This window comes from Paenibacillus doosanensis (assembly GCF_025060755.1).
Taxonomy (GTDB): domain Bacteria; phylum Bacillota; class Bacilli; order Paenibacillales; family NBRC-103111; genus Paenibacillus_S; species Paenibacillus_S doosanensis.
On record NZ_JANYUY010000001.1, the window covers coordinates 72,093 to 90,970 of the forward strand.

Consider the following 18,878-nt stretch of genomic DNA (forward strand, 5'->3'; position numbering starts at 1 on the left):
CTCCTTATAGAGTGTGTTGATGCGGGCGAGCCCGCTTAAGACCTTGCGGCTCCCAGGGCGCTCCGCATGCTGAGAATATATTTGGACGTATCGAGAGGATTTACGCCCCTTCTCTGGCGCTCGACGACGGTGCCCGCGGGACATTCTCTATAGCCGCTGAACCGGGTAGCGAAAGTGCCCCGTCCTCCCGTGAGCATGCTGAGCTTCACGGGAAATTCGAGCGAGCTCGAAACCGGTACCGTCCCTTCCACGTTAAAGCGCTCCCCGGTCATTTCCGGATAATCGAACTCCGCCCGCATGAGCGTCAGCTCATGTAAAATTTTGCCGCCGGCTTCTTCCGGAGCCGTAATCCGAAACTGCACATACGGCTCAAGCAGCGTCGTGCCCGTCCGGGCCAAGCCGTCCATAATGCCCATCGGCGTAGCCAGCACGAAGTCAAGCGGATGCGTATGCCATACGTGATGTTCCCCTTCGACGAGCGTCACCTTCAGATCCGTCACCTCCCAGCCGAGCAGCCCCTGCTGCAGCGCTTCCGGCACTCTGCGGGCAACCTCGTTCTGGTACCCGGGGAGAAGCCGCTCCGGCTTGACAACGGAGCTGTAGCTCAGCCCGCTCCCGCGTTCCCCGGGCTCAATGCGGAATTTCAAGATCGCCCAGCAAGGCTTGGGCATCGTATAGGCGACAAAGCCGTAGCCTTCGGCCGACGGCGTCTCCTTATAGATGACCGTAGGCTTGCCGAACGCGGCGCTCAGACCGAAGCGGCTTTGCAGCACATGGGTCAGCACCTCCAGCTGGATCGGCCCGATAATTTTCATGTGCAGCTCTCTCTCCAGCGGATGCCATTGCAAATCGAGCAGCGGGTCTTCTTCGGCCAGCTCCTGCAGCGCGGCGACCAGCTGCGGGTAATCCGCCGCCTGCGCAGGGCTCACCTGCACGGTCAACAGCGGCTCCGTCAGCCGATGCTCGGGCGCTACCGCGTCCGGGCTGCCTATAATATCGCCGATCCGTACGCGGCTGAGACCGCAGACGCCGGCAATATCGCCCGCCTCCAGCACGCCGACGTCCTCCTGGTGGCCGGCGTGGATTTTGCGGATTTGCGTTACTTTCTCGTCCGTGCCGAGCGTAAAGTTGCGGATGACGTCGCGGTTCACGATCCGGCCCCCGTACAGCCGGACCATTGCGATCTTCCCCATCGCTTTGTCCCGCTCGAGCCGGAACACAATGCCCGACAGCGGGTCCTCCGCCCTGCCTGCCGGAGCCGGAAGCAGCTCCACTATCGCATCCATCAGCTCGGGGATGCCGATGCCTTTGCCGGCTGCGCTGTACAGAAGCGGCTGCACCTTGCCCTGCCGGGTAAGCTCCGTCAGGCTATCGATAAGCCTCTCGTCGCTGACAGGCATGCCGCCGACATAATCGTCCAGCAGGGCTTCGTCCTGCTCCGCCAGCCGCTCCAGCAGCGCATCGTAATCCTCCTGGAGATCGTCCGCCGCACGGGCAACGGTTCCGTCCCCCCGGCGGTTCCACAACCGCAAAACCGAACGGAAGTCCTCCTCTGTACCGGAATACCGCTGAACCGGAACGATGCCGCCGGACAAAAAGCGGTTTAATTCCTTCAGCACGCCGGTCGGATTCGCTCCCACCCGGTCCATTTTATTGATGACGATGAGGGTTGGAATTTTTAGTGCCTCAAGCGCCCGCCACAACGTCTCCGTATGCGCCTGCACGCCCTCCACCGCCGAAACGATCAGGATGGCGCCGTCCAATATGCGCAGCGAGCGCTCGACTTCGGACGAGAAATCGACGTGCCCGGGCGTGTCGATCAAATTGACCGTGCATCCCTTCCATTGGAACGCCGTCGATGCGGCGCGGACGGAGATGCCCCGCTCCCGTTCGATGTCCAGCCAGTCGGTCTGCGCCGTACCGGCGTCGACGCGGCCGAGACTGCGGATGCGACCGCTTTCGTACAGTATGTGCTCGGTCGTCGTCGTTTTCCCCGCATCGACATGGGCGACGATGCCGATATTTCTTATTGCCGATTGATTGTGATCCATCATGATGTGCCGCTTCTCCATTCTCGACTCGGATTCGGATTCCGTTTGCCGATTCTCGAAGCGCAGCCTTCACCTCATCTTTCTTCGGTGCGGTCGGTCGCCGGCGGCGGCGTTACGGACAAAGCGGATATTTCGCCGCGCCACTCCGGCGTCATCGCAATATCCAAAGCGGCAAGCGACGGCTCCAGCTGCTCGACATTGCGCGCTCCGATAATCGGCGCCGTAACGGCGGGATGAGACATCACCCACGCTACGGCAAGCGAAGCCGGATGAAGCTCCCGTTCAAGCGCATAGTCGGTAAACTTCTCGGCCGTTTCGTAATACTGCTGCTCCGCGTACCGTTCGATATAATTTTTCTGCTCCATCAGCCGTCCCTGCTGCGGCCTGCGGTCGCGGCCGTACTTGCCGGTCAGCAGCCCTCCGCCGAGCGGGCTGTAGCTGATGACTCCGATTTGCTCGGATTCGGCCATCGGCAAAATCTCGACCTCCGCCTGCCGCTTCGCCAAATTGTACATCGGCTGGATGCACTCGAAACGGGCCAGGCTCTCCTTGGCGGCGATCCCCTGCGCTTTGGCGATTTGCCATGCCGCCCAATTGCTTACGGCCGGATACAATATTTTGCCTTGGCTCTGTAAATCGTCGAGGGCGCGAAGCGTCTCTTCCATCGGCGTCTTCGGATCGAAATGATGAACGAAATACAGATCGAGCCTGTCGGTCCCGAGCCGCTTCAAGCTTTGCTCTACCGCGAGCATAATATGTCTGCGCGACAAGCCGCGGTCGTTGACCCCTTGCCCCGTAGGGAAGCAAACTTTGGACGTCAGGACGATCTCGTCACGGCAGTCCTCGATGCAGCGGCCCAAAATCTCCTCGGAAACCCCTCGGTTATATACGTTCGCCGTATCGAAGAAGTTGATGCCCGCTTCTCTGCAGCGGTTAAACATCGCGCGGGATTCCGCCTCGTCGGCCGGCCCCCCGAACGACATCGTCCCGAAGCATAAGCTCGATACCTGTATCCCCGTTTTTCCCAATGTGCGGTATTCCATCTCCTAAATCTCCTCCCTATCGTTAACGGTCGTCTTTTTTCCGTAATATCGCTAAAGCTCAGCTTCAGCTGTTTAACTGCGGCGAACCCGGCATCAGCTGCATGAACTCGATCCGGTTGCCGTCAGGGTCTTTGGCCCAGCATTGATAGTTGGTATCTTTCCCCATTTTCGGTTCCACGTCCAGCGCAATGCCGTTCTTCTTCAAATGCTCGGCGACGGCGTGAATATCCTCCACCTCAAGACACAGATGATTGAAGCCGATCGGCTTATCCACCGGAGCCGGCTTGTTCAGCCCGCCGTAGAACAGCTCGATAAACTGGCCTTCGCATACTTTCAGATAAACGATCCAAGGCTTGTCCGCCGCGTCGTGCAGCTCGAAAGCCTTTGCAAAACCAAGCACATTGCAGTAAAAATGTAGCGATTGCTCCATATCCTTCACAGTAAGCGCCAAATGACCGATTCGTTTAATCAATTGCCCCAGCCTCCCCGCTAATAATAGAACCTGTTACCATCATATAAAAAATCGCCGCGAAATATAAGGAGTGAATAAGTTTTCATTTAGTTACGTTAAGGTAAGTAGGGTCCGCCGCCCCGGCCGATGCAAAAAAAATCCCAAATCCTGCCGCGAGGCGGGAGATGAGATCTTTTTCCGTGAAGCTTATCCCTCGGAGGATTCGGCATATTTGGCCGAATAAGCGTGATACATCCGCCAGCCCGTGAGCAGAGCCGCCACCAGGCAAATGCAGGAGGAGACGATAAATACGGTGTGCATCCCGCTGAGAAAAATATCCGGACGGCCGGGAATAAGCCCCGTGACCCGATGACCCGCTTTGCTGCTCATAACATGGAACAGCAGCGTCGTCGCGATCGTAATTCCTACGACCATCCCCACATTGCGGACGAGCGAATTGATGCTGCCCGCCGAGCCGAGTCTGGTGCGCGGAACCTGCGACATGATCAGAGCGTTGTTGGGAGATTGAAACAGCCCGCTGCCGATGCCGAGCATCGCGATCCACAAGCCTACGACCGCCAAATGACTGCCGTCATGCAGCGCGGCCAGCCCGAACTGGGCGATCACCATCACGATCAATCCGGCAAAAGTTAGCGGCTCGGACCCTATTTTATCGGAAAGCGCCCCGCTGACCGGAGCGACGATCACCATGCAGATCGGGAACAGCATCAGCAAAAAACCGGCCGCGAACGGAGACAAATTCAGCATGTTCTGCGCATAGAACGGGGCGATAATATTGAAGCAGAAATTCGCCGAAAAGACGAGAAACCCGCATAAAATACTGACCGAAAACAGCACATTTTTAAACAGCGACAGCTCGATAAGCGGCTCCGTCCGGGTACGCTCCGCACGCAGAAACAGCGCGAACGCAATAACCGCAACGAGCAGCGAGAGAACAATCCAACGATTGCCGTATCCGGCCTGCTGACCGAGCAGCAGCCCCGTAAACAGGGTAACGATAAATACGGCGAACAGCAGACTGCCCGGAGCGTCGATCCTCGACTTCACTTTGACCAGATCGGCGGGGAGCACCTTCCATCCGATCAGGATGGCGATAAGGCCGATCGGCACGTTCACCCAAAAAATATATTCCCAGCCCAGCGAGGAAATGATGATGCCGCCGAGACTCGGGCCCGCGATGCTTCCGAGCGAGACGAAGGTGCCGATGAACCCGAGCGCCTTGCCGCGCTCCTTCGCCGGAAATATGTCGGTTATGACCCCTTGGCTCGTTGCCATCATTATGGAAGCTCCCAGCGCTTGAATAACCCGCGATATGATCAAGAACGTAAGCGAGCCGCTAAGTCCGCACAACAGCGAGCCCGCGATGAAAATATAGGCGCCCAGTTTGAACACGCGGATTTTGCCGACCATATCCCCGAGCTTCCCGAAAAACAGGATCACGGTGCAAATCGCCATCAAATATCCTGTCGTCACCCATTCAATTTGGGCGATCGGCAGCCCTAACCGCTCGGACAGAACGGGCAAAGCGATATTGACAATGCTGCCGTCCAGCGTGGACATAAACGTAAATAAATTAAGGACGATCAGAATAATCCAGCGTTTCTGCTGGACGGCGGCATCTTCCTGATACGTTTTAAAAGACGGATTCATAAGTAACCTCCTGAACTTCGGCGTATTTAATTAGTTGCAGGCTCAACCAATTATTCGTAATCACTTTACCTCATATTAGTTGCATGCGCAACAATGTTCAGATAAAATATTTTTATAGCGCTTGCTTTTCTCGAACGTTCTCGGGATGTCATTTAATTTTTCCCAAAAGAGGTATACCTATGAAAAAGGAACCCATCGGCAAGCTTATTTCTTACATTCACCGTTCCAGTCAAAAAATACTCGCCAAACGGCTCGCTCCTCACGGAATCGGAAGCGGCGGGCAGTACAGCTTCCTGAAGGCCGTTCTCCACAGCCCGGGCATCAATCAGGATCAGCTTACCCACAAGCTTAAATTCGATAAAGCTACCACTGCGCGGTCCATCAAGCAGCTGGAGCAATCGGGGTACATCAGCCGGACTCCCGATCCGAACGACCGGCGGTCCCAGCTTGTCTATCCGACGCTAAAGGCTAAGCAATTCGCCCCCGTTTTGCAGTCGATTCTCGATGATTTCAATCAGAGGCTTGTCTTGCACTTAAACAAGGAAGAAGAGGAGCTGCTGCTCGGGCTGCTCCACAAAATCGGCCGCAGCATCGAATCGGACGACGAACCGCAGGGTTAAGGATCGCGTATTTCCCGAAGCTGCAGATCAAGGAAGGACAAAGCGAATTATGGATATTAGACAACTGCGCTATTTTATCGCCATCGCCGAAGAACGCAAAATCTCCGCCGCGGCCCAAAGGCTGCATCTGTCCCAGCCCCCGCTGAGCCAACAGCTCAAAGCGATGGAGGAGGAGCTCGGAACCGTCCTGGTCGAGCGAAGCGGCAAGCTGCTGGAGTTAACCGAATCCGGCAAAGCGTTGTATCGCTACGCTCTGCAAATGACGCAGCTGATGGAGGAAGCCGTTTCCGAAGTGAAGGAGGTCGGCAACGGCGTCAAAGGATGTCTAAACATCGGGGTCAACACCTTGTCCTCCGTAGAACTGCCGGGACTGCTCCATCAGTTTAAGCGGCTCTACCCCCATGTTACTTACAAAATTCAGCAGAACGAATCTTCCCGGCTGTGCGATCTGGTGAAGAACCGCGCGCTGGAGCTGGCGCTTATCCGCTTGCCCCTGCAATTGGACGACTTCTCCGTATTCCACCTGCGCAACGAGCCGTTCTACTTTATCACTTCGCTTCAGGCGTTTTCCTCCCGCAAGGAAGCGGCGCTTTCCGAATTGTCGGGCTATCCGCTAATACTGCCCAGCACCGAAGGCTTAGGGGTGCACTATTCCATTCTGATGGCGTTCTCCGAACAGCACATGAAGCCGAACATCGCCGCCGAATGCTCCGACATCCCGATGCTGCTCCGTCTGGTATCATCCGGCTTCGGCTCGGCCCTCGTGCCCGCAACGGTCATTGCCCAGCTGTCGGACCCCACAATCCGCGCCGTTAAAATAACGGACCCGCCTTTGTCGGCGGCGGCGGGACTCATCTGGCTGAAAGGACACCATCTATCCGCTGCCGCGCAGCACTTTATCGAGCTGCTTATGAACAAATCCGGGGATGCTTAAGCGTTCGGACGAAAAAAATGATGCGCGGCTGGTTCCCGTGGATGACCGGAAGCTTACGGTCTAACCGAAGCAAGAACAAATCCCCCAAAAGCCATCCATGCCGCTACGCGGCACCACAGACAATGGAAATGGGGTACCAAGAGTAATTTCCAGGGTAGTGACGTGAAGCTCTGAAGCTTATTCCGTCCGCATCCAGCCTAAGCTGGATCGGCGTCTAACCATTCCGCTGGGATCGTTCTATGGGTAGACATTACTTTCGGGGGAGCCTCCCGGATATCCACAGGAAATTGCTCCGCATCATTTCCTAAACAACGAAAAAGAGCGACGTCCTAAGCTGCCCGCCGCTCTTCACCGATTCAACGTCTTTTGACGGAGCCGCCGCGCCGAACCGGCTTGCGCCCTCTGCCGGTTCGGAGGCTGGCCGTCGTGGCCTTGGCTCCGCCGAATGCTCCGATCATTTTAAAAATCGGCCCCATCTGCTGAAATAACTTGAACACTTGCTGCGCTTTGGTCATCATCGAGATAATGCCGTCAATGCCGCCGAAGCTGCTTAAGAGGGACGCCCTCTGCTCGGCTGGCGCCGCCGCCGGAGCCGACGAAGCTTCTTCCCTGGCTGGAAAGCCGCCCATGGCATTGTCCTGCCCCAAACCGCCGAAGCCCTGCAAGCCTGAGGAGGTCGAAGGCAATATGTCGCTGTCGGAGAAGGAGTCCTTGACCGACCTCGGACGTCTCGCTTTCGGCTTCGGCACACTCTTCTTGACGGATCTCAGCGTTGCGCTGCGCGTCCTGGACACGTAAACTTTTTTCATACCCATCCCATTCCTTTGCAGTGTGCTCAGTTTCGTTGGCTGTGACCTGGCTGCCGCCAGGTACTGACATCCAACTTGTCTATGCTATACACTATGCGTCCGCTCGGCAAATAGCATGGGTTAATGAACCCGGTAAGGCTCAATTGTGCGTTTGTCCTTCACGAAGCTCCTCCCGATGAAAAAAGGCATACCCGCCGCTTGTTCCCCGTAAAATAAACTTGAGAACAAATCCCTCCAAAGTGACGCAATGCTCTGAAGCGTATACTCCTGCAGCGGCGGATCAAAATAACGAATTGCAAGCGATAATTAACAGAATGACGCCGCTTAAGAGCGTGCCGAATTGCCCCAGCGTGAAAGATCCGATATGGATGCCGGCCGCTTTGCGTCCCAACACGGTGCCCAGCCATACGGTAGCGAAGCTTCCCACGGCAGCGGCCAAGGAGATCGCTATGGGAGACAGGCCGATCAGCCCTGCGCTCAAACCGTTCGTCACCGCATTGGCCGACAACGCGATGCCGAGCACGGCGGCCTCCCCTAGCCCGATTTCCCCGGACTTGTCAGTATCTACCGACTCCGGGTTCCGGAGAATGCCTGCGAGCGAATGTCCGCCGGAGCTTGCGGTCTCTTCTTGTTCGGCGGAGTCGCTGCGCTTGCGCGGAAACGCCAGCACTATGATTCGTATGCCGACAATTACCAGAACGAAAGCGCCTGCGATCGCCGGAAACATTCCCGGCAAAACTTTTGCCAGCCACTGCCCTCCCCAAATGCCCGTCATACTGCAAAGAAAGCAAATGCCCGCCATGAGCAGATTAGATAACAAACCTATGCGAATACTTCGAATTCCGTAAGATATTCCGACTCCCAGATTATCCAGACTTGAGGAAATCGCAAAACCCAATATCATCATCCATACCATTCGTGCTCCACTCCCCGTTTATTTATAGTGCATTGTACGGTTCATGCTCGCAGAGCGTGCTTATCCCTCAACAAAAATGTTGAGAAATCTCAACACGTCCGAAAACGTCGGTCCATGAGGAGGGTATAAACGATGTTAAACGAAGAGATGGGGCAGCAGCTTGGAGAGATGCTCAAAGCTTTACTGAAGGAGAAATCTTTGTCGATGCGCAAGCTAAGCTCTCTTACAGGCATCGACACCGCAACCATTTCGAGAATTATTAACGGAAAGCAGAGGGCCCGTCTGGATCATCTGCAGCAGTTCGCCGCTCATCTCGGCATCTCGGCGCAGCGGCTCTCGCAAGCGGCGGGGCTTTCATTCGATATCGGACAAAGCCAGCCGGAGCGGCCTTCGGAGCTTCATGCTTCCGTAGACAGCATCAGAGAGCTGCTGCTTTCCCATAACCTGGTAGACTCCGATTTTACGACAGAGCGGGTCCGCAAGGAGCTCGGCAAGTACGAGCAATACGCTTTGACGGAGGAAGGACGGCGAATCATCGTCGAAGATTTCCGTTCGAAGGTCGACAGCGTGAACAGCGCCGGACCTTTCATCGAGCAGTTGAGGCAGATGCATGCCCTATTCTGTCAAAGCGATCTGACGTCAGAGAGGCGAGCCGTCGCCGGAAGCGCTCTGCTCTATTTCATTTTATCTGCGGACATTATTCCGGATTATGTGTTTCCGATCGGTTACCTAGACGATGCCATCGCCGTGCAAATGACGCTGGACCGGCTAGCCCGGATGGAAAAGGAGGCACCGCCGGATGCGGAGGATGGTTAGCGTCAGCTCCCGCGCAACAAAATAACCCCACAAAGTGGGGCCATGGCTTCGAAGCTGATTCAGGTACTTTGCGGGGAGCCCCCGGATATCCACAGGATATGGCTGCGCATCATTCCCTAAACAACAAGAAAAGGACGGTCCGCCGGGTCCCGGAGGCCATCCTTCTTCTTGTCTGCTGCTATTGCTTTCCGTACGCGCTTCCCGCTTCAGCTTTGCTGCGGCACCGTGACCCAGCCTTTATAAATCGAATAGTAGAACAGGAAGGTCGCGGCCAAACCGAGCACTAGCATCAAAAATCCAAGCTTAGGCTTTTTCTGAAAAAACAGCACCAGCGCGCCGCTAAAAAAAGACCCCATCACCAAAATAAACAAGATGAACAACACGATCATTGCAGCGAATCTCCTTTGACCTTCGTTTCTCCTGAATCCTAGGAATACGAATCTACTTTACCATCTTTTCGGTATAAAATCCAAAGCTTCGTATCCGTTAGCTCAAGCTTTCGGCCATTTTCAGCAGCCGCTCCTTGTCCAGCTCGCGGCCGGAGATGCTGATATAAACGTTGTCTTCCATCCAGTTTAGCTGCACGTAGCGATCCTGCGAAGTCACCAGCAGCCCTTTACTCCCCCGGACAGGCAGTTCCTCCGTGCTTGCCGGCATAAAAAAACCCGATGACAATACGCTGCGGGGCTCCATCTTCACGAAGCTGACTCGGAGCAAATAGCCCTCCTCGTTCGCATACTCGAAAATAATATGCCCCGACCGCTGCTTCCCGCGTTCTCTGCCCCATACGCTCGCTTCCTGAAACGTATAGCCCGATGGAACAAACTTCGGAACGAGCAGTTTAAAGTCGGCGTAAGCGGCCGCCTCTCCCTCCGCTTCCGTCATTCGCAGAGGCGGCTCTGCCTCGCTTACGACGGATGGGCCGTAAAGCGGAGCCTCGTCGTCTTCCTGCCGGAAAGCTGCAGCCGCAGCCGCTTCGGCCGCCTCGCGGCTCGGTGAGGCGGTTCCGAACATAAAGCCGCCGGCCAGCAAAATAACGGCAAAGCCGCATACCGCCGCGGTAAGGCGCGCCCTCCTGCGCCGTTTCTCTCGCCCTTTCAGCAAGGGAGCGATATCGCCCCATGCTTCCAGCAGCGCCGCGTGCGAATCGCCAGCCTCGCGCTCGGCCGCCGGCGCGCCGGCTCTACGGCGCTTCACGGCTTGCTCCCGCGCCATTTCCTCCAGCCTGCGGGCAATCCGCCCGCCGTCCATTCCCCTGAAGCGGCCGGCGGCCGCTTGCAGAAATACGGCTTTGACCGCCTGCCGCGCCGCGGGACGCGGCAGCTCCCTCATCGGCTCCGCCCGGGAAATGACCTCAACGAACTGCTCGAACAGCGCATATTGCACACGCTCCGGGCAAGCCGCGATATTTTGTTTAAACAGCAGCAGCCATCCGTTCTCCATACAATCCCCTTCGTTCTAAGGTTTGGCCAGCAAGCCGTCCGCAATGCGGCCCAGCTCTTCCGGCTTAAGCGAGCCTCTCACAATCATATTCAGCTCGCCGCGATTCACCTCAATGTCCGCCGTACCGTCGGGAAGCTCCGTCACGAACCGCTGTCCGTCCGGGTCCTCCGCATGAGCGCTGAACGCCCGTTTTCTCAGCAGCACCGTCAGCGCAGGCGTCTCTCCCTTATCGGCATACACCAGCTTCAGCGCGCTGGCCTTCGCCTCCCCGCCGGAGAAATGAAGCGTCGCTGCCTGAAGCGTCAAGTCGCCCGGGATCGCATCGAGAGAAGGAAGCTCGAACTGCGTCTGTTCCTTCGCTGCCTCCAGCGTAACGGTCATCCTCCGGAAAGCCCCTTCCTGCGGCAAATCGCGGTTATCCACGTAAGGCTCTTCCCAATCGTCCGGCGGCGGCGGCGTTTTGGCTCCTTCGGCCGACGGGCGGTCGGTGCTCCCGATCTGCATGCTTACCGTGCCGCCCTTCATCTTATAGGCCATTTCGAACATCGGCCTGAACGCTTCGGTCGTCTGCAGCGAGTGGAACAGGAAAGCGCCGGCCAGCAGCGAAGCCGCCGCGAGGGAGAACCATCTGGCGCCGCGCATCCACCTTGCTCTGCGCCGCTCCCGGACAAGCCGCTTCTCCACCCTTGTCCATGAAGGACCGGCATCGGGAACGACGATGTCATTTTCGCTTTGTCGGACCGCTTCTTCCAATAACCTGTCAAATTCGGCGTCAAAATCCGATTTGTTCAAGGCTCGTTCACCTTCCATTCACGCTGCAGTTTTTTCTTGATGGCTTCCCTGGACCGATGCAATGTTTGCCTGATCTTCTCCTCCGAAACGCCGAGCTGCTCCGCCATTTCCTTGTAGGACAGGCGCTCCAGCCAGCGCATGCGGATCACCTGGCGGTAGATCGGTTTCAACTGGTGAATACACTGAATAATCGCTTCTTCGAGCAGCTTCGCTTCCACTTCGGCTTCTGTGGATGAAGCCCGTTCCGCCATCAGCGGGACCGCGTTTTCTATATAGACGTCATCGGAAAGCAATTCGTCTTGTTTTTTTTTATTTTTTCGCAAATAACTTATCGTAGCATTGCGGGCAACGGTGCGCAGCCATGCGTTCAGCCTCGCCTCGTCGATATCGTGGGGACTTTTGCGGATAATGAGAATGAACGTTTCCTGAATAATATCTTCGGCCGTCTGATGATCCTTCACAATATACATAATCATAGGATAGACCAGGCGGTAAAATTGTTTGTACACCTGTTCCTGCAGCATCGGATCGAGGGACCTGATGTCACCGGTCAGCAGGAGCAATATCGATTTTGACATGGTTCCTCCGAAATAAGCACAAGTGCAGGAAGCGAACGTCCTGCGGAAAATACGCCCTATCGTTTGGACAATATTTCCTTTTTTGATCATACAATGGATGTGCCGCTATGAAAAGCACTTTTTCAGAAAAGGCTGCGCGGCCCTTGAAAAGAAACGGCCGGGCCCGGGAATTCCCCGGACTCGGCCGCCTGGCAACCGTATGGACGAATAAACCGTTTAATCGCGTCCGCCGCGCTCGAACAAAGCCAGATACGCGCCGTAACCTTCCTGCTCCATCTGTTCTTTGGGAATAAACCGCAGCGAGGCCGAATTGATGCAGTATCTTAACCCCCCCGCATCCTTCGGGCCGTCCGGAAACACATGCCCCAAATGCGAATCCGCTTCTCTGCTGCGCACTTCCGTGCGTATCATAAAGTGGCTGTAATCCTCTTTTTCCTTCACATTCCCGGAAACAAGCGGCTTCGTGAAGCTCGGCCAGCCGCAACCCGAGTCGAATTTATCGAGCGAGCTGAACAGCGGTTCTCCCGAAACGATATCCACGTAAATGCCTTCTCCGTGATGATCCCAAAATTCATTTTGAAACGGCGGTTCGGTCGCATTGTTCTGCGTCACCTCGAACTGCATCGGAGTGAGCCGTCCTCTTAAGCGCTCCTTATCCTGCGGCGTATTCCAATGCTGCTCGATAAAAGCGTCTCTCCCCGAGCCTTTGCGGTACATTTTATAACGAAGCGGATTTTTCTGGTAGTAATCCTGATGGTACTCCTCCGCTTCGTAAAATTCCCCGGCAGGCACGATCTCGGTCGCGATCGGACGGGAGAACCGCCCACTCTGCTCAAGCTCCTGCTTGGACGCTTCCGCCTTGCGGCGCTGCTCCTCCGTATGGTAAAAAATCGCGGTCCGGTACGATTCTCCCCTGTCGTGAAACTGGCCGCCTGTATCGGTCGGATCGATCTGCTGCCAGAAGGTGTCCAGCAGCTTTTCATAAGGAAATACGATCGGATCGAACGTAATTTGCACGGCTTCGGCATGTCCGGTCGTCTCCGAGCAAACCTCCTGATACGTCGGATTCGGCTTATGTCCTCCCGTATAGCCGGAAACGACCTTTTTAATGCCCGGAAGCTGGTCGAACGGGGTGACCATGCACCAGAAGCAGCCGCCGGCAAATGTCGCCAGCTCTTCGCGATGGTTGTGATTCGTTTTCTCTTCCACTGATTCTCACTCCTTATCTATATGATACAATCGTTTCCCCTCAAAGCTTGGTTTACTTATCCATCATACTAAAAAAGTGCCCCCAAAGTGAAGTGAAGCGGGAGCACCTTCATAGGAACGACGCGAATGATCCGAAGCCCGCCTGCGGCTTACAGCGGGAACGGCGGCTCGATTTCCGGATCGAGTTCAAGACGGACCAGCATGCCTGCCTGCACGAGCCCGGAGCCGAATCCGTACAGCAGCGCCAGATCGCCTTGTCTGATCTTGCCGGCACGGATGCCCAGATCGAGTGCCAGCGGAATCGTCGCCGCCGATGTGTTGCCGAAGTATTCCAGGCTGTACAATGCCCGCTCCGGCGGCAGTCCGAGCCGCTCGCAGATCGGTTCGATCATGCGCAAATTCGCGCTGTGCGGCACAAACCAATCGACTTGGCCCAGATCAAGCGAAGCATTGCTCAGCACCTCCCGCACGCCTTCCGGCACGGTACGCACCGCCCATTTAAACACTTCCCTGCCGTTTTGCACCAGCAGCTGCTTGTCGATAAGCTCGATGCCGTTCATCCGGTTTGCGATCCGCGTCTGGTACACATGAGCGCCGCCGCTTCCTTCGGTGCTTAGACGGGACGATAAGAAGCTTGAGCGCCGCTCATCATGCTCGATCAGCACCGCCCCCGCCCCGTCGCCGAACAAAACGCAGGTCGTCCGGTCGGTATAGTCGGTAATTTTGGTCAACGTCTCGCCCCCGACGACGAGAATTTTGCGGTGCAGCCCGGATGCGATCAGCCCGTTGGCAAGATGCAGGCCGTACACGAAGCCGGCGCATGCCGCGCTAACGTCCATCGCCCCGGTGGACGGCGAAACGCCGAGCTTGTGCTGCAGCAACGACGCCGTGCTCGGAAACGGAAAATCCGGCGTGCTTGTAGCCGCAATGATCATATCGACATCGTTCACGGACTTGCCGTAACGCCGCATCAGATCGCGTACCGCGGCAGCGCACAGATCGCTCGTATACTCATGCGGAGCGCTGATTCGGCGCTCGCGAATGCCCGTGCGCTGCACAATCCATTCGTCGCTCGTATCGACCATCTGTTCCAGGTCGTAATTCGTCAAACGCTTCTCCGGCACAAACGTGCCGATGGCCGTAATTGTGGCATGACGGATTTCCAAGGCGCATCATCCTTTATCATCAAGTATTAGTACTTGGTACTAAGTTTAACGAACGCGAAGCTCCTTGTCAATCCTAACCAGGCTTTCACCTATGCAGAATATACGGATAATCGGCCCGGCGCATGTACTTGCGTAAACGACAAAATGCCGGGAGCTCTCAAGCTCCCGGCGCAATAGCCGGATCGGCGCCGTGATGCGGCCGCCGCATGAACGTCCGACGGGACGCGCTGCAGTTTGCAGCCCGCCCCGCTTCTCGTTTACACAATCTGATAATTCGGCTTTACGCTGCTGAAGTTCGGATTTTCCCCGCAAACCATCAGCCCCATGCCCCAATCAAAATGGACGTTTCTCACGGGCAAATCGGATGCCTCGCGGTATTGGAACAGCACATTTCGGCGGGGGCGCTCGCTGCGGTTGCAATCGGAGCCGTGGATCGTCAAATAATTGAAGAAGAGCACGTCTCCCGCCTCCGCCGGGCAAGGCGTTCCGCTGGAAATCGGATGCTCCTTATGGTTCAGGTAATACGTTCCGATATGAGGGAGCGGTCCTGCCTTGTGAGAGCCCGGAACGACGCACAGGCATCCGTTTTCCGTATCCGCACGGTCCAAGTGCACGCTGGCCGCCAGCATCGTGTGGTTCGTATGCGGAAAATACGGATAATCCTGGTGCATCGGAAACGCCGCTCCGTTCTCCGGCGGCTTGACGAGCATTTTCGTATGATGCAGCAGCACGTTGGGCCCGATCAGCTGCGACAAAATCGCAGCCATATTCGGGTGAATCGCTGCCCGCGCGAAGGCCGCATCATGATAATGCACGTCGTGGAAGCCCTTGAGTACGAGCTTCTTCAGCTCCTCCGGGGGCAAGTAGTCCCCCTGCCAGGCATGGTTCTTGTCGTACTTCGAATGCGCCGCACGCTCGATGATTTTCCCGGTCGCCCGACGCATCTCCTCCACTTCCTTCTGATCAAATATGCCTTTAACGAGCAAATACCCGTTATCCCGGTAAAACTCCGCTTCATCCGCAGTGATCATGCTTCATCCTCCCCGCTTTTTCGATTGAACTATCCTTTGATTCCCGTCAGCGTAACCCCTTCGATAATGTACCGTTGTCCGATAATATATACGATCAAAACGGGAATAACGGCAATGGACGACCCCGCCATCATCAGGGTCCAGTCGGTAATATACATGCCGCGAAACAGATTGAGCAGCAGAGGCACCGTAAATTTGTCCGGGCTGTTCAGGAAAATAAGCGGGCCGAAGAAGCTGTTCCACATGCCGAGGAACGTGAAGATCGCCAGCGCCGCCAAGGCCGGACGGATGAGCGGAAGAATGATGCGCCAGTAGATCGTCCAGCGGTTCGCGCCGTCGACGATGGACGCTTCCTCCAGCTCGTCGGGAATGCTCTTCATAAACTGGCGCAGCAGGAACACGCCGAAGGCATCAAGCAGCGAAGCCGGCACGATCAAGGCCAGATGCGTGTCCAGCCAGCCGAAGCCTTTCATCATCAAGTATAAAGGAATAATCGTCACCTGATGCGGAACCATCATCGTCGCCAGAAACAGAACGAAGAGCGGCTCCCGCAGCGGGAAACGGATTTTGGCGAAGGCGTACGCCGCCATGGAGCAGGTCAGCAGCTTGACTGCAACCGAAATGAAGGCGATGTAAAAGCTGTTCAAGTAAGCGTGGCCGAACGGCAGCGCTTCCCAAGACCGTTTATAATTGCTCCACTCCCACGGATCGGGAATCCACTTGGGCGGAATGAGAAATACTTGCGAAAACTGCTTCAGCGAGCTGAGAACCATCCATAGAAACGGCCCCGTCATAATGACGGCCCCGACGATCAGCACCGCGTGCAGCAGCACCTTGCCGACCGGGCTTGTGCCGCTGCGGTCGCGCCGCAACGCCGCTGCGGTCGAACGGCCCGTTTCGGCCGTCTTGCTTTGCGCTTGAATCTCCATCAGCGTCTCCTCCTCTCCCGGTTTCGTTTATCCGCCATAATGAACCCACCGCTTCGACATGTACATTTGCAGCAGCGTCAGCGTCAAAATAATGCCGAATAAAATGACGGCGGCCGCAGCGCTTTTACCGAAGGTGAACTCGACGAACGCCAGCTGATAAATGTGGTAGACGATCGTGTAGCTGGCTTTGGCCGGCCCTCCGCCCGTCATGACGAACGATTGATCGAACACCTGGAAGGAGCCGATGATCGACATAATGGTCGCAAAAAACGTCGTCGGAGAGAGCAGCGGAAGCGTAATATGCCAGAATTGGCGGAACCGGCTCGCCCCGTCGATTTGCGCCGCCTCGTAATAGCTGGACGAAATCCCTTGAAGTCCGGCGAGGAACAGCACCATATTGCCGCCGAGTCCCCACCAGACGCTGAGCATGGCGATCGACGGAATGACAAGCTTGCGGTTCGTCAGCCATTCGGGACCGACGATGCCGAACCACTGCTTCAAATATACGTTGATAATGCCGAATTCGGAGTTCAGCAGCCACAGCCAGACAATCGATACCGCGATGGAGCTCGTAACGACCGGCATGTAGTAAAAGAGCCGGTAGACGACCTTGCCCCGCACTTTATTCAGCGCGACCGCGACGAGAATGGCCAGAACAATGCCGGTCGGCACGACCAGCAGCGTATACCATGCCGTGTTGAACAGCGCCAGCTTAAAGTCCGGATTATGAAACTGGGTAACGAAATTATCGAGTCCGATAAACTGCTTTTTGCCGAAGCCGTCCCATTTCATGAGGCTAAGCACGAAGGCGGAGACAAGCGGGATAAAGGCAAATATGAGAAGTCCGGTCAACTGGGGAAGAATGAACGCATAGCCCCAAATCCCTTCCGATACGCGTTTGTTCATAAGTCATCAGCCTTTCGTTGAAGTCTGGAAGGAAGCCGCCCGAAGCCGGGTCCGGCCCCCTCCCTGCGAAGTCGCATGCCGTCTATTTGCCCGCCTTATAATCAGCTATTTTCTGGTTCGCTTTAATCCCGACCGATTTTAACGTCTCGTCAAGCTTGCCGTCCTTGAGCCACAGAGCTTCCATCTCGTCCTTAATGATTTGGGTCAAGCCGGGAATTCCCGCTTCGAACGGCGTGAGCGCATAGCCGATGCTGCGCGCGTCCAGGAAGTACTGGGCGTGCTCCGGCAAATTGCCTTCCATTACGACCTGATCGGCGCCCTCTACGGAAGGAACCGCGTTACCGCCTCCTTGCAGACGGTAAACTTGCCCTTCCTTCGATACGAATTCGCTGATGAACTCATACGCTTCCTTCGGATATTTCGTACTCTTGTTCATAACCATATAGGCAGTGGCGACGGCCGCAGGCTCGATCTTCTTGCCGGTGTTGGTCGGATAAGGCACGATGTCGAATTGCAGGTCCTTGCTTTGCTTGAATATCGGGAGATACCAGCGCCCCGCCGACACGAAGCCAACCTGGTTGGACATAAACATCGCGTCGCCTCCCTGCCCCTTCGGCAGCGTTCCCGCAAACGTAATGTTTTTCGCCTGGATGTTATCGTAGAGGAATTTGTACGCCTCGACCGTCTTCGGGTCCTTATCCGCAATAAATTCCCCTTTATCGTTGTACACGTTGCCTCCGTTGCTGCTTACAAAGCTGTAATACCGGTTCCAATCGTTATCCAGCACGAAGCCGTGCTTGCCGTTCGCGCGCAGCTTCTCGAGCATTGCTTTGAACGAATTCCAATTCCATTGACCTTTTTCATACAGCTCCGCAGGCAGCTCGGTCACTCCCGAATCCTTCAGCAGCTTCGTGTTATACCAAAGAATCATCGGATTACAGTCCACCGGCACTCCGTACACTTTGTCGTCCTTTTTGGCTGCGCCCCACAGACCTTTGAAGAAGTCGGCCTCGCGGATTTTGCTGTCCGAGCTCTTGTCCATATAAGGGGTCAGCTCGGCGATCGTCTGGTTATCGATCAGCTTCACGATCGTCCCGTCCCCGGAATAAAACACGTCCGGCGCCGCCCCGCCGCTAAGCTGGGTCAATATTTTCTGCTCGTAGTCACTTGGAATTGGGATTAATTCAAATTCGACATTCGGGTGCTTGGCGTTGTAATCTTTGGTGAACTCCTGGAATCTCCCCAGCTCGCCCGGATTGCCCCAGGTAGACCATTTCAGCTTGATCTTCTCTCCCGGCTTCGGCGCTGCGGCCTGTCCTCCCGGAGCTGTGCTGTCGCTGCAAGCTTGCAGCAGAGGCAATAAAGCGATTACAGTCGTCATCATAGCAACGGACAAGGTTGTCTTTACTTTCATTTTACTCATCCCCTTCTATCAAAAATATCGGCTACCTTTTTATTATAGGACGCGAAATTTGCGGATGTAACCGCTTTTATTCCGAAATGGTGGAGCCTT

General features: G+C 55.9%; 19 protein-coding genes. 3 read left to right on the forward strand and 16 right to left on the reverse strand.

The features are described 5' to 3' along the window. Positions 1-35 precede the first annotated feature (35 nt). From N0M98_RS00335 to N0M98_RS00350, 4 genes are all read right to left on the reverse strand, one after another. Complete coding sequence (locus N0M98_RS00335; protein WP_310942852.1) at positions 36-2,054, reverse strand: GTP-binding protein; 2,019 nt, start codon at positions 2,052-2,054, stop codon at positions 36-38. 71 nt (positions 2,055-2,125) lie between these two features. Continuing rightward, positions 2,126-3,094, reverse strand: coding sequence for an aldo/keto reductase (locus N0M98_RS00340; protein ID WP_249862406.1), 969 nt, complete (start codon positions 3,092-3,094; stop codon positions 2,126-2,128). Between the two features lie 64 nt (positions 3,095-3,158). After that, positions 3,159-3,566: a VOC family protein gene (locus N0M98_RS00345; RefSeq protein WP_249862405.1), complete on the reverse strand. Its 408-nt coding sequence runs from the start codon at positions 3,564-3,566 to the stop codon at positions 3,159-3,161. A 186-nt stretch (positions 3,567-3,752) separates the two neighbouring features. Continuing rightward, positions 3,753-5,216 carry an MFS transporter gene (locus N0M98_RS00350; protein ID WP_259616607.1) on the reverse strand — a complete coding sequence of 488 codons (1,464 nt, stop codon included), beginning with the start codon at positions 5,214-5,216 and terminating at the stop codon, positions 3,753-3,755. Positions 5,217-5,395: 179 nt separating this feature from the next. Here N0M98_RS00350 and N0M98_RS00355 point away from each other — a divergent pair, with 179 nt between their 5' ends. Together N0M98_RS00355 and N0M98_RS00360 are read left to right on the forward strand one after the other, a co-directional pair. Continuing rightward, entirely contained in the window at positions 5,396-5,836 is a 441-nt protein-coding gene (locus tag N0M98_RS00355; RefSeq protein ID WP_259616608.1) for a MarR family winged helix-turn-helix transcriptional regulator, read from the forward strand. Positions 5,837-5,885: 49 nt separating this feature from the next. Then, a complete protein-coding gene (locus N0M98_RS00360) occupies positions 5,886-6,770 on the forward strand; it encodes a LysR family transcriptional regulator (protein WP_259616609.1) in 885 nt (294 codons plus the stop codon). Positions 6,771-7,126: 356 nt separating this feature from the next. On the opposite strand, the gene N0M98_RS00365 is transcribed toward N0M98_RS00360, so the two are convergent. After that, positions 7,127-7,579: a hypothetical protein gene (locus N0M98_RS00365; protein ID WP_259616610.1), complete on the reverse strand. Its 453-nt coding sequence runs from the start codon at positions 7,577-7,579 to the stop codon at positions 7,127-7,129. Between the two features lie 280 nt (positions 7,580-7,859). Next, positions 7,860-8,495, reverse strand: coding sequence for a sporulation membrane protein YtaF (ytaF, locus tag N0M98_RS00370; protein ID WP_259616611.1), 636 nt, complete (start codon positions 8,493-8,495; stop codon positions 7,860-7,862). 132 nt (positions 8,496-8,627) lie between these two features. On the opposite strand from ytaF, the gene N0M98_RS00375 reads away from it, so the two are divergent. After that, complete coding sequence (locus tag N0M98_RS00375) at positions 8,628-9,311, forward strand: DUF1232 domain-containing protein (protein WP_249862399.1); 684 nt, start codon at positions 8,628-8,630, stop codon at positions 9,309-9,311. Positions 9,312-9,517: 206 nt separating this feature from the next. Here the strand turns inward: N0M98_RS00375 and N0M98_RS00380 are convergent, their stop codons facing one another. From N0M98_RS00380 to N0M98_RS00425, 10 genes are all read right to left on the reverse strand, one after another. Further along, the gene (locus N0M98_RS00380) at positions 9,518-9,700 is read right to left on the reverse strand and encodes a hypothetical protein (protein WP_249862398.1); all 183 of its coding nucleotides are present in this window, start codon (positions 9,698-9,700) and stop codon (positions 9,518-9,520) included. A 97-nt stretch (positions 9,701-9,797) separates the two neighbouring features. Next, positions 9,798-10,754: a DUF4367 domain-containing protein gene (locus N0M98_RS00385; protein WP_259616612.1), complete on the reverse strand. Its 957-nt coding sequence runs from the start codon at positions 10,752-10,754 to the stop codon at positions 9,798-9,800. Between the two features lie 15 nt (positions 10,755-10,769). Further along, the gene (locus N0M98_RS00390; protein ID WP_259616613.1) at positions 10,770-11,546 is read right to left on the reverse strand and encodes a hypothetical protein; all 777 of its coding nucleotides are present in this window, start codon (positions 11,544-11,546) and stop codon (positions 10,770-10,772) included. Continuing rightward, a complete protein-coding gene (locus N0M98_RS00395) occupies positions 11,543-12,124 on the reverse strand; it encodes an RNA polymerase sigma factor (protein WP_249862395.1) in 582 nt (193 codons plus the stop codon). The genes N0M98_RS00390 and N0M98_RS00395 overlap by 4 nt, the downstream gene beginning before the upstream one ends. 216 nt (positions 12,125-12,340) lie before the next feature. After that, positions 12,341-13,333 (reverse strand): peptide-methionine (S)-S-oxide reductase MsrA, encoded by a 993-nt coding sequence (gene msrA / locus N0M98_RS00400; protein WP_259616614.1) that lies wholly within the window; start codon positions 13,331-13,333, stop codon positions 12,341-12,343. 149 nt (positions 13,334-13,482) lie between these two features. Further along, positions 13,483-14,499 (reverse strand): ketoacyl-ACP synthase III, encoded by a 1,017-nt coding sequence (locus N0M98_RS00405; protein WP_375295430.1) that lies wholly within the window; start codon positions 14,497-14,499, stop codon positions 13,483-13,485. Positions 14,500-14,756: 257 nt separating this feature from the next. Beyond that, positions 14,757-15,530 (reverse strand): phytanoyl-CoA dioxygenase family protein, encoded by a 774-nt coding sequence (locus tag N0M98_RS00410; protein WP_259616615.1) that lies wholly within the window; start codon positions 15,528-15,530, stop codon positions 14,757-14,759. Positions 15,531-15,559: 29 nt separating this feature from the next. Further along, on the reverse strand, positions 15,560-16,459 hold the full coding sequence (locus tag N0M98_RS00415; protein ID WP_259616616.1) for a carbohydrate ABC transporter permease: 900 nt from the start codon (positions 16,457-16,459) through the stop codon (positions 15,560-15,562). A 27-nt stretch (positions 16,460-16,486) separates the two neighbouring features. Then, positions 16,487-17,365, reverse strand: a complete 879-nt coding sequence (locus tag N0M98_RS00420; protein ID WP_249862392.1) for a carbohydrate ABC transporter permease — start codon at positions 17,363-17,365, stop codon at positions 16,487-16,489. Positions 17,366-17,447: 82 nt separating this feature from the next. Continuing rightward, positions 17,448-18,788 carry an ABC transporter substrate-binding protein gene (locus tag N0M98_RS00425; protein WP_375295431.1) on the reverse strand — a complete coding sequence of 447 codons (1,341 nt, stop codon included), beginning with the start codon at positions 18,786-18,788 and terminating at the stop codon, positions 17,448-17,450. Positions 18,789-18,878: the final 90 nt, after the last annotated feature.